The sequence below is a fragment of the Streptomyces racemochromogenes genome (assembly GCF_039535215.1).
In the GTDB taxonomy this organism is placed as follows: domain Bacteria; phylum Actinomycetota; class Actinomycetes; order Streptomycetales; family Streptomycetaceae; genus Streptomyces; species Streptomyces racemochromogenes.
Map to the genome: position 1 here is coordinate 1,280,986 of NZ_BAAAWT010000001.1, position 12,465 is coordinate 1,293,450.

General features: G+C 76.6%; 11 protein-coding genes and 1 riboswitch. Of the genes, 5 read left to right on the forward strand and 6 right to left on the reverse strand.

Translation table 11 applies throughout. The annotated features are described in order from the left end of the window. Positions 1-173: 173 nt before the first annotated feature. A complete protein-coding gene (locus ABD973_RS05950) occupies positions 174-917 on the forward strand; it encodes a trypsin-like serine peptidase (RefSeq protein ID WP_241253418.1) in 744 nt (247 codons plus the stop codon). On the opposite strand, the gene ABD973_RS05955 is transcribed toward ABD973_RS05950, so the two are convergent. From ABD973_RS05955 to ABD973_RS05965, 3 genes are all read right to left on the reverse strand, one after another. Next, positions 918-2,327 (reverse strand): NAD(P)/FAD-dependent oxidoreductase, encoded by a 1,410-nt coding sequence (locus ABD973_RS05955; protein ID WP_206436584.1) that lies wholly within the window; start codon positions 2,325-2,327, stop codon positions 918-920. Between the two features lie 303 nt (positions 2,328-2,630). After that, a complete protein-coding gene (locus tag ABD973_RS05960; protein ID WP_125822983.1) occupies positions 2,631-3,608 on the reverse strand; it encodes a winged helix-turn-helix domain-containing protein in 978 nt (325 codons plus the stop codon). A gap of 189 nt (positions 3,609-3,797) precedes the next feature. Beyond that, a complete protein-coding gene (locus ABD973_RS05965) occupies positions 3,798-4,199 on the reverse strand; it encodes an SgcJ/EcaC family oxidoreductase (protein ID WP_345498990.1) in 402 nt (133 codons plus the stop codon). Positions 4,200-4,438: 239 nt separating this feature from the next. On the opposite strand from ABD973_RS05965, the gene ABD973_RS05970 reads away from it, so the two are divergent. From ABD973_RS05970 to ABD973_RS05985, 4 genes are read left to right on the forward strand one after another with little or no spacing between them, the layout of a single operon-like run. After that, positions 4,439-5,659, forward strand: coding sequence for an MFS transporter (locus ABD973_RS05970; RefSeq protein WP_345498992.1), 1,221 nt, complete (start codon positions 4,439-4,441; stop codon positions 5,657-5,659). Further along, positions 5,656-6,906, forward strand: a complete 1,251-nt coding sequence (cbiE, locus tag ABD973_RS05975) for a precorrin-6y C5,15-methyltransferase (decarboxylating) subunit CbiE (protein WP_345498994.1) — start codon at positions 5,656-5,658, stop codon at positions 6,904-6,906. Before ABD973_RS05970 ends, cbiE begins: the two co-directional genes overlap by 4 nt. Continuing rightward, on the forward strand, positions 6,903-7,652 hold the full coding sequence (gene cobM / locus ABD973_RS05980; protein WP_125603409.1) for a precorrin-4 C(11)-methyltransferase: 750 nt from the start codon (positions 6,903-6,905) through the stop codon (positions 7,650-7,652). Before cbiE ends, cobM begins: the two co-directional genes overlap by 4 nt. Continuing rightward, a complete protein-coding gene (locus ABD973_RS05985) occupies positions 7,642-8,409 on the forward strand; it encodes a cobalt-precorrin-6A reductase (RefSeq protein ID WP_345498997.1) in 768 nt (255 codons plus the stop codon). The genes cobM and ABD973_RS05985 overlap by 11 nt, the downstream gene beginning before the upstream one ends. Positions 8,410-8,514: 105 nt before the next feature. Here ABD973_RS05985 and ABD973_RS05990 read toward each other — a convergent pair whose 3' ends face one another. The 3 genes from ABD973_RS05990 to ABD973_RS06000 are packed head-to-tail and all read right to left on the reverse strand — an operon-like array spanning position 8,515 to position 11,973. After that, positions 8,515-10,017 carry a precorrin-2 C(20)-methyltransferase gene (locus ABD973_RS05990; RefSeq protein ID WP_125822978.1) on the reverse strand — a complete coding sequence of 501 codons (1,503 nt, stop codon included), beginning with the start codon at positions 10,015-10,017 and terminating at the stop codon, positions 8,515-8,517. Further along, complete coding sequence (locus ABD973_RS05995) at positions 10,014-10,661, reverse strand: precorrin-8X methylmutase (RefSeq protein WP_125603406.1); 648 nt, start codon at positions 10,659-10,661, stop codon at positions 10,014-10,016. Before ABD973_RS05995 ends, ABD973_RS05990 begins: the two co-directional genes overlap by 4 nt. 4 nt (positions 10,662-10,665) lie before the next feature. After that, on the reverse strand, positions 10,666-11,973 hold the full coding sequence (locus ABD973_RS06000) for a cobalamin biosynthesis protein CobG (RefSeq protein ID WP_386382205.1): 1,308 nt from the start codon (positions 11,971-11,973) through the stop codon (positions 10,666-10,668). Between the two features lie 405 nt (positions 11,974-12,378). Next, positions 12,379-12,457: riboswitch (cobalamin riboswitch) on the forward strand. The last annotated feature ends 8 nt before the right edge of the window (positions 12,458-12,465 follow it).

Here is a 12,465-nt window from a genome sequence, read left to right on the forward strand (position 1 = left end):
GGGGTGGTGGCGATCTTTGGGAGTGGGGTATGACCGGCAGGGCCGTGCGGGTGTGTGTGCTGGCGGGGGTCTGTTGTGCGGTTGTGGTGGCCGGGGTGGCCTTTGCCGTGGGGCGGTTCGGGACCGTGGCCGTCGGGGATGCCGGGCGCGGGAGTTACGTGCAGGGTGAGCGGGTGGGGGACGAGACCGCTGCCGAGGCGCTGGAGGGGCTCGTCGAGGGGGGTGGGGAGCGGCGGGCGGCGCCCGACGGGGCCGGGTGGAAGGTGTCCGAGCCGCTCGAGGCGGGGGTCGTCGAGGCCGAGCCGGCCATCGGGGCGTTGTTCTCGCCCGGGATGGACTGGGACGACGAGCACCACTGTTCCGGGAGCGTGGTGCATTCCGCCGGCGGGGACCTCGTCGTGACCGCCGCGCACTGCGTGTACGCGCGGGGGTTCCGGACCAATCTGGCGTTCGTGCCCGGGTACGCCGAGGGGAAGGCGCCGTTCGGGGTGTGGGTGCCGACGCGGATCGACGTGGATCCGAGGTGGGTGGAGGAGGCGGATCCGGATTACGACGTGGCGTTCATCCGGGTGCGCCGGCCCGGGCATGCCGGGCAGCGGCTGGAGGACGTCACCGGGGCGCACCCCGTGCGGTTCGGGCAGCAGCTGCCCGCCCCCGCCCGGCTGGTGGGCTACCCCAACGACGCCGAGCAGCCGTTGGGGTGCGCCAACACGGCCGTCGCCGCCGGGTCCACGCAGCTGCGGCTGGACTGCGCGGACGTGCCCAACGGGACCAGCGGCGGCCCCGTCCTGACCGCGGCCGGAACCCTGATCGGGGTGATCGGCGGCCGCGATGGAGGCGGGGACGAGGTGACGTCGTACAGCAGTTACTTCGGGGACGGGGTGCGTGAACTGTACGAGCGGGCCGTGCGGGGGTAGTCAGGCGGGGCCGTGGTGCGGCGGGTAGGCCGTCGTCGTGCGGGGTGAGGTGGGCAGGCGCCACTTCGACAGGACGCGCAGGACCGTGGCCGGGGCGAGCAGGGTGTTCGGCGGGGTGGAGAGGGACAGGACGCCGAAGAACGGGGCCGAGAGGGCGGGGTCCGTGTTCGCGCCCGCCATGACGCGGGACATGTACGCCTGGAGGACGCGGGTCGCCCGGTCCGCCGGCGGGCCCTCGGTGCCCGGGTAGCGCAGGTCCTCGCTGGTGGCGATCTGCCAGGCGACGTTGGCCGCGGTGACGGTGTGCCGCTGGACGCGCCGGGTCCCGGCCGGGATCTGCGCGGTGGGCAGGGCCCTGACGGCGTCACCCAGGGCCTGGGCGGTGATGGCGGCGACGGTCATGCCGTGCCCGTAGACCGGGTTGAAGCGGCAGGCCGCGTCGCCGACGACGAGGAAGCCCTCCGGCCAGCGGTCCATGCGCTCGTAGTGGCGCCACTCGTTGGCGGTGGCCCGGAAGCCGGCGGGCGGGGCCAGCGGTTCCGCGTCGCGGATGGCGTCGTAGAGGGCGGGGCTGCGCAGGGTGCGGGCGAAGCCGAGGAACTCGGGGTCCTTGGTGGGCGGGGCGTGTTCGCCGTTGCCGATCAGGGTGACCAGCCAGCGGTCCCCCTCCAGCGGCACCAGCACTCCCCCGCGCGGGCTGTCGGGCCGGCCCTGTACGTACATGCCGTGCCAGCGGCGCCGCGGGTCGTCCAGGGCGGCCTTGGGGATGGCGTACGGGCGGCTGGAGTAGCCGAGGTGGGAGTCGTAGCGGGTGACCGCCGGGGCGGGGTAGCCGAGGGCGGCCAGCCAGGCGGGGGCCTTGGAGGTGCGGCCGGTGGCGTCGACCACGAGCGCGGCGGCGAGGCGGCCGCCGTCGCGGAAGGACACGCCGGTCACCGAGCGGTTGCCCGGGCCGCCGACGAGGCCCGTCGCGAGCCGGCCGCCGAGCATCCGGATCCGGCCGTCGCGCAGTACGGCACGGCGCAGCGTCCAGTCGAGGAGCTCCCGGCTGCCGATCAGCATCCCGGCGCCCGGTACGTGCCGGAACCAGTCGGAAGGGCTCAGCCACAGGAAGTCGCGCGGCGACTCCAGCAGGGCCGCGCCGGCTTCCAGCAGCTCGGCGGTGGTGCCGGGCAGCAGCTGCTCCATCAGCTCGACACCGCGCGCCCACAGCACGTGCGCGTGCCGGGACTGCGGCAGGCCGGGGCGGAACTCCGGCCCGTGCAGGGACAGTTCGTCCCGTTCGACGACGGTGACGCGGGCGAACCGCCCCGCCAGGACCCGTGCCGTCAGCAGACCGGCCAGGCCGGCCCCGAGGACCACGGCGTGGTCCCCGGGGGATTCTGTGTGGTTGTCCGGAGTGTCGTCCATGGGACGAGTGTCCGGCCGTCGGGGCGGCCCGGGTCAGGCCCCGGCCGGGGCGGACGGTTGCGTGCCAGGGCGTGGCGGGGGCGCGGACGGGGCGGAGGGGGCGGCCGGGGGCGCGTGCGGGGGGCAGGCGGAGGGGGCGTGGCGGGGGGATCGCCCAGGGGATCGGCGGGGCGCCGGCTGGCGGCGCCGGGGGCCGGCCGGCCAAAGAGGCGGCACCTGAGGCCCCGTGAGCTTCTTTGGACGCGGCCCACGGGCGCTCGCCTGCCGCGTCGCCGGCGCCTCCTCGGGCCCGCCGCGGCCACCCTACTCGGCGGCGCCCGCCGCCGACACCAGTACGTCCCCGGCCGCGACCCGGCTGTAGAGCACGCTGCGGCCCGCCCGTCGGCGCAGGATCAGCCCCGCCGCGAGCAGCACCTTCAGCTGCCCGGCCACCGCGCCCAGGCTGTACCCGGTCAGCGCCACCAGCTGCGTCGTGGACTTGGGGCTCTCCAGCAGCACCAGCACCCGCGCCCTCACCGGCCCCAGCAGCCGTACGAGCGCCTGCGGCGCGGCCGGCCCGGGACCCGGCTGGGCGAGCTGGCCCGCGCACGGGTACACCAGCGCGTGCCGGTGCGTACCGGTCCAGGCGACCCAGCCGTGGGCGTGCGTCACCGGTACGAAGACCAGCCCGGCGTCCCCCGACAGCTCGCGCGGCCGCCGCTGCTGGAGGTTGACCCGCAGCCGCCCGCCGCCCAGCCATGCCATCCCCGGCCGCATTCCGGAAAGGGCCGCCGCCCAGCCCTCCCGGCCGAGCTGGCTGGTGCGCACCAGGACGTCGGCCTCCGCGGTCCGGCGGCGCCGCTCCCAGTCGGGGCGTACGGCCTCCTCCCAGACCCACTCCAGCAGTTCGGCCGTCCTCGGGCCGAGGCCGCGGGCCCGGTCGAGGCCCTCGGGGAGCCGGCCGGTGGCGGCGCGCAGGTCGGTGCGGACCACCGCGTCCGGGGCGGCGCGGACGGTGGCGAGCTCCTCGGCGAAGGCGCGGCCGTCCCGGTGGGCGGGCGGGGTCAGGTACCCGGCGATCCACAGACGGCCGAGGGCGGCCCGGACGAGGGCGGCGGTGAGGGGCTCGGCGGCCAGGTGGGCCCGGTAGTGCGGGAGCCGGTCCGCGAGCCAGGCCCGCTCGGCGGGGTGGGCGGGGGCGCGGCGCTCCAGGGCCATGAGAGCGGCGGTGGTCTCGGCGAGGGGGGACACCACGAAGCGGCTGCGCGCGAGCGCGTCGGTGTCGATGCGCCACCATCCCATGGGTACTGCCGCCAGTCGGTGTCCGGGCCGCCGGTCCCTCCGGGGGCTGCCCCGATCATGCCGCGCCCCCCGGCCGGGGTGTACGCGCGGCCCCGGGGCCGGGGGCACCGCCGGGCGGTGCGGCCCGGGGCCGGGGGCTGTACGACCCGAGGGCCGGGGGGTGCGGCCCCCGGCCCGCCCCGGACCGGTTCAGCCGGCTTCGACGGTTTCCGGCGCCGGGGGAATACGGCTCGGGATGTCGAACTCCGGGTACAGCTGGAAAGTGCCCTGGCATGCGGTCAGCAGCCACTTCCCGTTTTCCTTGGACATCACGTAGAGCGGGGAGTTGGGGTGTCCGTCGGGCTTCCCGTCCAGGGTGTAATGCTGCCCCTTGAGCTTCACCGCCGCCACATCGGGACGGATGAACAGCACGTCGATCAGTTCGTAGGTGACCGTGGCGTTCTCCATGGCCCCGGGCAGGACTCGACGGGTGAACTCCGCGATCTCCGCCAGCCCGGTCAGGATCCGCCCGTGCGGTGCGGTGTAGATCGCGTCCTCACGGAAAAGGGCCAGGAATTCGTCGACGAGTTCATATTGCTGAGAATGCTGCACCGGGCGACCACTTCCCTGATCGCCTCGATGTCCTGCTTCTTCTGCTCGTCAACCGGCTTCGTCGTGTCCATGCGGATAAGTATGAAAGGGGGTCCCGTTCCACGGTCAAGCGGCCTTTAGGGGAACACGATCGTCCGTGGATGCCGCGACAAGCCCGCGGGAGGGGCGTGCGGACCGCCGGGGTTTCGCGTCCGGGCGAAACTCTGGGACCCGCACGCCACCCGTCGCAGACTCCCGGCATGTCGCGCAGCTACCGCTCCCTCCTCCTCCGCACCCCCGAGTTCGCCCCCTTCTTCCTCGCCGCCTCCCTCCGCGTCGCCGCGTCCACCACCGGCGGCCTCGCCCTCGGGGTACTGGTCTACGACCGGACCCGCTCCCCGCTGCTGTCGGCCCTCGCCATGTTCGGGCCGTCCCTCGCCCAGGTGCTCGGCGCGACCCTGCTGATGGCCGCCGCCGACCGGCTGCCCCCGCGGGCCGCGCTCGCCGCCCTCGCCGCTCTCGCCGCCGCCGGGACCGGGCTGCTCGCCGCCCCCGGGCTGCCGCTGTGGGCGGTGTTCGCGGTGCTGCTGGGGCAGGGGCTGGCCGACTCCCTGGCCGGCGGGGTCCGTTACGGGCTGCTCACCGAGATCCTGCCGCCCGGGGACTACCTCCTCGGCCGCTCCCTCCTCGCCGTCGCCGCCGGTGTCACGCAGGTCGCCGGCTTCGCCGCCGGCGGTCTGCTGCTCGGCGCGCTGTCCCCGCGCGGGGTGCTGCTGGTGTCGGCCGGGCTCGGGGCGGCCGCCGCGCTCACGGTCCGCTTCGGGCTGCGCCGCCGGGCGCCCCGGGCCGGGGGCAGGCCGTCGCCCGCCGAGACCCGGCGCGTCAACCGCCTGCTGCTGTCCGACCCGGCCCGCCGGACCCTGTACCTCGCCCTCTGGGTGCCGAACGGCCTGATCGTCGGCTGCGAGTCCCTGTTCGTCCCGTACGACCCCGCCCACGCCGGGCTGCTCTTCGGCTGTGCCGCCGCCGGGATGCTGGCCGGGGACACCGTCGCGGGCCGCTGGCTGCCCGAGCGGTGGCGCACCCGTCTGGCGGCCCCGCTGCGGCTGCTGCTCGCGCTGCCCTACCTGGTGTTCGCCCTCCAGCCGGGGCCGGTCCTCGCGACGGCCGCCGTCGCCGTGGCGTCGACCGGCTACGCCGCCGGGCTGCTGATGCAGGAGCGGCTCGTACCGCTGCTGCCCGAGGGGACGCAGGGGCAGGCCCTCGGGCTGCACTCGGCCGGGATGCTCACGATGCAGGGGGTGTGCGCGGCCCTCGCCGGGGCGGTGGCGCAGTACACCTCGCCGGCGGCCGCGATCACCGCGCTGGCGGCGCTGTCCGTCGTGGTCACCCTGGCACTGGAGCCGGGTCTGCGCCCCGATAGGCTGCGGATCCGTCCGCCGCATTCCCCTTCTCCCCTTCCCCGAGGTACCGCGCAGTGAGCTCCGCAGCACCCCCCGCACCGGTGACGGTCGTCGGCCTCGGCGCCGACGGCTGGGCCGGGCTCACCGCCGGCGCGCGGTCCGCGCTGGCATCGGCCGAGGTGCTGATCGGCGGCCCCCGGCAGCTGGACCTGCTCCCGGCCGCGGACTGCGCCGGGCTGCGGGTGGCCTGGCCGAGCCCGCTGCGCCCGGCCGTGCCGAAGCTGATGGCCGAGCACGCGGGGCGCCGCGTCGCCGTACTGGCCAGCGGGGACCCGATGTTCTACGGGATCGGCCGGGCGCTCTCCGAGGAGCTGGGCCCGGACGCGCTGCGGATCCACCCGCACCCCTCGTCGGTGTCGTACGCGTGTGCCCGCCTGGGCTGGCCCGTGGAGGACACCGAGGTGGTGACGGTGGTCGGCCGGCCGGTGGCCCGGCTGGCGGCGGCGCTGCACGAGGGCCGGCGGGTGCTGGTGCTCAGCGCCGGAGCGGCGACCCCCGACGAGATCGCCGCTCTGCTCCGAGAGCGGGGCTTCGGCCCGAGCCGGATGCGGGTGCTCGAACAGCTCGGCTCCGAGCGCGAGGACGCGTACGAGGGCACCGCGGCGGACTGGCACCGCGCACCCGGCGACCCGCTCAACGTGGTCGCCGTGGAGTGCCGCCGGGACCCGGCCGCCGGCGTGCCCCGGCTCGGCGCCACCCCCGGCCTGCCCGACACCGCGTACGAGCACGACGGCCAGCTCACCAAGCGCCACGTGCGGGCCGCGACCCTGTGCGCGCTCGCCCCGGCCCCCGGCGAGCTGCTCTGGGACATCGGCGGCGGCTCCGGGTCGATCGGCATCGAGTGGATGCGTACGCACCCGTCCTGCCGGGCGGTGGCGATCGAGCGGGTCCCGGAGCGGGCCGGGCGGATCAGCCGCAACGCGGCCGCGCTCGGCGTTCCCGCGCTGCGCGTGGTCGTCGGCGCCGCCCCGGCCGCCCTGGACGGGCTCCCGGCCCCCGACGCGGTGTTCATCGGCGGCGGCCTGACCGCGCCGGGGCTGCTGGACGCGGCCTGGGCGGCGCTGGCACCCGGCGGCCGGCTGGTGGTCAACACGGTCACCCTGGAGTCGGAGGCTGTCCTCGCCGAGCGCTACCGGCGCCACGGCGGCGAGCTGGTGAAGCTGGCCGTCGCGCACGCCGTGCCGGTCGGCGGTTTCACGGGCTGGCGTCAGGCCATGCCGGTCACCCAGTGGTCGGTCACGAAGACACAAGGAGAAGCAGCATGACCGTGTACTTCATCGGCGCGGGCCCCGGCGCCGCCGACCTGATCACGGTGCGCGGCGCCCGGACCCTGGCCGCCGCCCCCGTCTGCCTCTACGCGGGCAGCCTGGTCCCGCGCGAGCTGCTCGCCGAATGCCCGGACGGCGCCCGGCTGGTGGACACCTCGCAGCTGAACCTGGACGAGATCATCGCGGAGTGCGTACGGGCCCACGGGGCGGGCCTGGACGTGGCGCGGCTGCACTCGGGCGACCCGTCCATCTTCAGCGCGGTCGCCGAGCAGATGCGGCGCCTCGACGCGGCCGGCATCCCCTACGAAGTGGTCCCGGGCGTACCGGCGTTCGCCGCCGCCGCGGCCGCCCTGAAGCGGGAGCTGACGGTCCCCACCGTCGGCCAGACCGTGATCCTGACCCGGATCGCCCAGCAGGCCACGCCGATGCCGCCCGGCGAGGACCTGGCCACGCTCGGCCGCAGCGGTGCGCTGCTGGTGCTGCACCTGGCCACCCGGTACGTCGACCGGGTCGTGGACGAACTGCTGCCGCACTACGGCGCCGAGTGCCCGGTGGCGGTGGTGGCGATGGCCAGCCGCCCCGACGAGCTGATCCTGCGCGGGACCCTGTCCGACATCGCGGCGCAGGTGAAGGCGGCCGGACTGGTGCGGACCGCCGTCATCGTGGTGGGCCGGACGCTGGGCGCCGAGCAGTTCCGCGACAGCCACCTGTACTCGCCCGAACGCGACCGGCATGTCTGCTGAGGCCGGCGCAGCGCCGGCCGGCCGGCACGTCCTGATCCTGGGCGGTACGACGGAGGCCCGCCGGCTGGCGGAGGCGCTGGCGCGCGAGACCCCGTACCGGGTGACGAGCTCGCTCGCGGGCCGCGTCTCCGCGCCCGTGCTCCCGCCGGGCGAGACCCGGATCGGGGGCTTCGGCGGCGTCGAGGGACTCGCCGGCTGGATCACCGGCCACGGCGTCACGCACGTGGTCGACGCCACCCACCCCTTCGCGGAGCGGATGAGTTTCCACGCGTCGCAGGCGCAGGCGCTCACGGGCGTGCCGCTGCTGGCGCTGCGCCGCCCCGGCTGGACCCCGGGGGCGGGCGACGACTGGACGTTCGCGGACTCCCTCGCCGACGCGGCCGCCGTGCTGCCCTCGCTCGGCGGGCGGGTGTTCCTGACCACCGGCCGGATGGGCCTGCACGCCTTCGCGCACCTCACCGGCACCTGGTTCCTGGTGCGTTCGGTGGACCCTCCCGCCGCGCCGATGCCGCCGCGGCTGGAAGTGCTGCTGGCGCGGGGCCCGTTCGGGCTGGAGGAGGAGCGGGAGCTGCTGGCCCGGCACCGGATCGACGTGCTGGTCACCAAGGACAGCGGCGGCGACGCCACCTCCCCCAAGCTCACCGCCGCCCGCGAGGCCGGGATCCCGGTCCTGGTCGTACGCCGGCCCCCGGTCCCGGAGCACGTGCCACGGGCCGCCTCGGTGGGGGCGGCCCTGGACTGGCTCCGCCGGAACTGACGCCGGCCGCGGCCCGGACGGTCCGCCCGCCCGGGCGACGGCCGGCGCCCCGTCAGCCCAGCCCCAGCCCCAGCCCCAACGCCGGTCCCAGCCCCAGCCCCCGGCTCACGGGTAGCGGCGCGGCGTCCACGTCACGTGCGAGCCGTCGGGCCGCCGCGTGACCTGGGTCTGCGAGGAACCGATCAGCAGGATCGTCCGCATGTCCACCTCGGACGGCTCCAGTTCGGCCAGCGTCAGCACGCGCACCGACTGCTCCGGGCCGCCCACGTCCCGTGCCACGACCACCGGGGTCTGCGGCGCGCGCAGCTCCAGCAGCAGCTCCCGCGCCTTGGCGACCTGCCAGGTCCGGCTGCGCGAGCCCGGGTTGTACAGGGCGAGCACCAGGTCGGCGGCGGCGGCCGCGCGCAGCCGCTCCGCGATGACCTCCCACGGCTTGAGCCGGTCGGAGAGCGAGAGGGTGGCGTAGTCGTGGCCCAGCGGGGCCCCGGCCGCGGCGGCCGCCGCGTTGGCGGCGGTCACGCCCGGCAGCACCCGTACGGGGACGTCCTCGTACGGGGCCTGCCCGGCGACCTCCAGGACGGCGGTGGCCATGGCGAACACCCCGGGGTCGCCGCCGGAGACGACGGCCACCCGCTTGCCGCGCCGGGCGAGGTCGAGGGCGAACTCGGCCCGCTCGGACTCCACCTTGTTGTCGGAGCCGTGCCGCACCTGGCCCGGCTTGACCGGCACCCGGTCCAGGTAGGTGGTGTAGCCGACGAGGACCTCCGCGTCGGCCAGCGCCCGCCTGGTCTCGGGGGTCAGCCACAGCGGCCCGGCGGGCCCGGTGCCGACGACCGCGACCTCGCCGGGTCCGGAGGGGACGCTGCCCGGGTTGCCGATGCGGCTGGGCACGACGGCGACGGCGAAGTAGGGGACGCTGTCCGGGTCGGTGTCCGCGAGGACCCCGGTCCGCTCGCCCTCCATCGTGGCGCGCTCGACGTAGCGGGCCTCGGCGAGGCGGCCGCTGCCCTCCATGGCGCGCCGGACGGCGGGGAAGGTACGGCCGAGCTTCATCACGACCGCCGAGTCGGTGGCTGCGAGGCGCGCGGTGAGCTCCTCCTCGGGCAGGGTGCCGGGCAGGATCGTCAGCACCTCCTCGCCCTCCACGAGCGGGGTGCCCAGGCGGGCGGCGGCGGCGCTGACGGAGGTGACGCCGGGGATGACCTCGGCCTCGTACCGGTCCGCGAGCCGCTTGTGCATGTGCATGTACGAGCCGTAGAAGAGCGGGTCGCCCTCCGCGAGCACGGCGACGGTGCGGCCGGCGTCGAGGTGCGCGGCCAGGCGGGCGGCGGAGGCCTCGTAGAACTCCTCCATCGCGCCCTGGTAGCCGCCGGGGTGGTCGGTGGTCTCGGTGGTGACCGGGTAGACCAGCGGTTCCTCGACGTGGTCGGAGCGCAGGTGCTTCGCGGCGATCGAGCGGGCGATGGAGCGGCCGTGGCGGGCGCTGTGGTAGGCGACGACGTCCGCCTCGGCGATCACCTCGACGGCCCGCAGGGTCATCAGGGAGGGGTCGCCGGGGCCGAGCCCGACGCCGTACAGCTTGCCCTTGGTGTCCTGACGGTCGCTCATTCTTCCTCGCTCGCGATGGCGTTGACGGCAGCGGCCGCGATGGCGCTGCCGCCGCGCCGGCCCCGCACGATGAGGTGGTCGAGGCCCGAGGGGTGGGCGGCGAGGGCGTCCTTGGACTCGGCGGCGCCGATGAAGCCGACGGGCACGCCGATGACGGCGGCGGGGCGCGGGGCGCCCTCCTCGATCATCTCCAGCAGCCGGAACAGGGCGGTGGGCGCGTTGCCGACGGCGATCACGGAGTTCTCCAGCAGGCCCCGGTCGCGCCAGATCTCGAGGGCGGCGGCGCTGCGCGTGGTGCCCGTCTTCGCGGCGAGGGCGGGCACGGCCGGGTCGGAGAGGGTGCAGATCACCTCGTTGCCGGCGGGCAGCCGCTTGCGGGTGACGCCGCTGGCGACCATCTGCACGTCGCACAGGACCGGCGCGCCGGCGTGCAGGGCCGCGCGGGCCCGCAGGACGACGTCGGGGGTGTAGCCGAGGTCCTGGGGGAGGTCGGTCATGCCACAGGCGTGAATCATGCGCACCGCGACCTGGGCGACCGATGCGGGCAGCCCGGAGAGGTCCGCCTCGGCGCGGATCGTGGCAAAGGACTGGCGGTAGATCGCGGCGCCGTCCTTCTCGTACTCGAACACGGTGTACTCGCTCATTTCTTCACTGCGGTGCGGGTGGTGTGGTGGTGGTGCGTGCGGCCGTGAGGGCGGCCGCGAGGTCTGCGAACGGGGTGGGCCGGCCGTCGAGTTCGTACCCGTCGGGGGTGGCGACCAGGTCCACCCAGGCGGTGCCGCGCGGGTGCCCGCACCGGCGGGCGCACCCGGACCAGTGCACGGGCAGCGCGGCCGCGGAGTGGTCTTGTCCTACGACGGCACGCGCGTCGGCGCGCACGTCCGCGAGGGACTTGGCGCACCCGGGCCTGCCCGTACAGGCGGTGACGGACTGCCAGGGCCCGCCGGGCCCGGTCACCAGGCCGGCCGCCTCCAGCGCGGCGCGGCCACCGGCGGGGCCGCGGGCGCCCGCGCCGGGCAGGACGACACTGCGCCACGGGGTGACGCGCAGCCCGTCGCCGGCGGCGTCGGCGACCTCGGCCAGCACCCGCCACTGGGCAGAGCCGAGCCGGCCGAGCGGGGGCAGCACGCACAGCGCGTCGCCGTGCACGCCGGGCCGGGGCGGTTCCGCGTGCGGCCAGGCCACCTCGGGCAGCCGGTCGGCGGCGATCCCCGCGGCGGCCAGCCGCAGGGCGAACTCCCCGTCATCCAGGGCGTTTCCGTCGGGCAGCTCGGCGACCCGCCAGGGCCGGGTCCCGGCCGCGTCGGCGGCGTCGAGGAAGTACTCGGCGGCCAGCAGCGCCGCCCTGGGCGCGTCGACCGCGGCCACCTCGACGGCCCCGGCCGCGGCTCCGAGCCGCACCAGCACCCGGTCGCCGCCGCGGCCGCGGCCGTCGCCGTCGCCGTCGCCGTCGCCGAGCACGGTCACGTCGGGGTCGAGGGCGGCGACGTCCCCGCGCCCGTCGTCAAGGGCGAACAGGAACCGCCCGGACAGGCCCGTCGCCCGGGCGCCGGCGCACAGCAGGCGGTCCAGCTCCCGGACCCCCCGCACGACGCGGGGCCCGCCCAGCGGGGAGGCGACGACGTTGCGCACCCGCTCGTGGGCGGGCGCGGGCAGCAGCCCGGCGCCGTCGAGGAGCTCCGCGAGGCCGGCGCCGCAGCCGTCGGCGAGGCCGCGCAGCTGGACGTTGCCGCGCGAGGTGAGTTCCAGGTGCCCGTCCCCGAACCGGTCGGCGGCGAGCCCGAGCACGGACGCCTGCGCGGTGGTGAGCAGCCCGCCGGGGATCCGGACGCGCGCCAGGTACCCGTCGTCGGCGGCGTGCAGCCGCAGCGCGCCGGGACAGGCGTCGCCGCGCTCGCGTATGGCGGGTTTGTCCCGCGACGCGGCGGAGGGGGGCTGGGGCATGGCCGCGAGCATACCCACGATTCCCCACCCCCGACCTGTGGCCGTCGCCACCCCGACCAGCACCTCCGCCCCACCCGCACCCCCCACCCCACCACCCCCGGACCACCGGACCACGGCCCCGAGCCCCCCCGCCCCCGACCCCCGGCACAGCCCCGAGGCGAGCCCGGGCCGCAGCCGCGAGGCGAGCCCGGGCCCCAGCCCCGAAGGGCCCCCGGGGCGCGGCCCCGGGGAACGGGCGAAGGGCCGGGCGGGGAGGAGCCCGCGCGGCGGGGCCCGCCCTCGGCTCCCGGCGCACCCGCCCCACGCGGGCCGTGCGGCACCACCGCGCCCACCCCCACTCCCGGCCAGGGGAAAGGCCGCCTAAGATGACCTTCCGACGGGCCGTTCGGCCCGTCACCGCCGAGGACGGCGACATGGGAGGAAGCCCGGTGCGATTCCGGCGCGGTCCCGCCACTGTGAACCCCGCGGAGCGATCGGCCGGGTGAGTCAGGAACTCCCGCCGTC

Coding starts and splice junctions, on each gene's coding strand:
- ABD973_RS05960 (WP_125822983.1), bottom strand. CDS start 3,608: ATGGGATGGTGGCGCATCGACACCGACGCGCTCGCGCGCAGCCGCTTC.
- ABD973_RS05970 (WP_345498992.1), top strand. CDS start 4,439: ATGTCGCGCAGCTACCGCTCCCTCCTCCTCCGCACCCCCGAGTTCGCC.
- ABD973_RS06000 (WP_386382205.1), bottom strand. CDS start 11,973: ATGCTCGCGGCCATGCCCCAGCCCCCCTCCGCCGCGTCGCGGGACAAA.
- ABD973_RS05995 (WP_125603406.1), bottom strand. CDS start 10,661: ATGAGCGAGTACACCGTGTTCGAGTACGAGAAGGACGGCGCCGCGATC.
- ABD973_RS05990 (WP_125822978.1), bottom strand. CDS start 10,017: ATGAGCGACCGTCAGGACACCAAGGGCAAGCTGTACGGCGTCGGGCTC.
- ABD973_RS05985 (WP_345498997.1), top strand. CDS start 7,642: ATGTCTGCTGAGGCCGGCGCAGCGCCGGCCGGCCGGCACGTCCTGATC.
- cobM (WP_125603409.1), top strand. CDS start 6,903: ATGACCGTGTACTTCATCGGCGCGGGCCCCGGCGCCGCCGACCTGATC.
- ABD973_RS05955 (WP_206436584.1), bottom strand. CDS start 2,327: ATGGACGACACTCCGGACAACCACACAGAATCCCCCGGGGACCACGCC.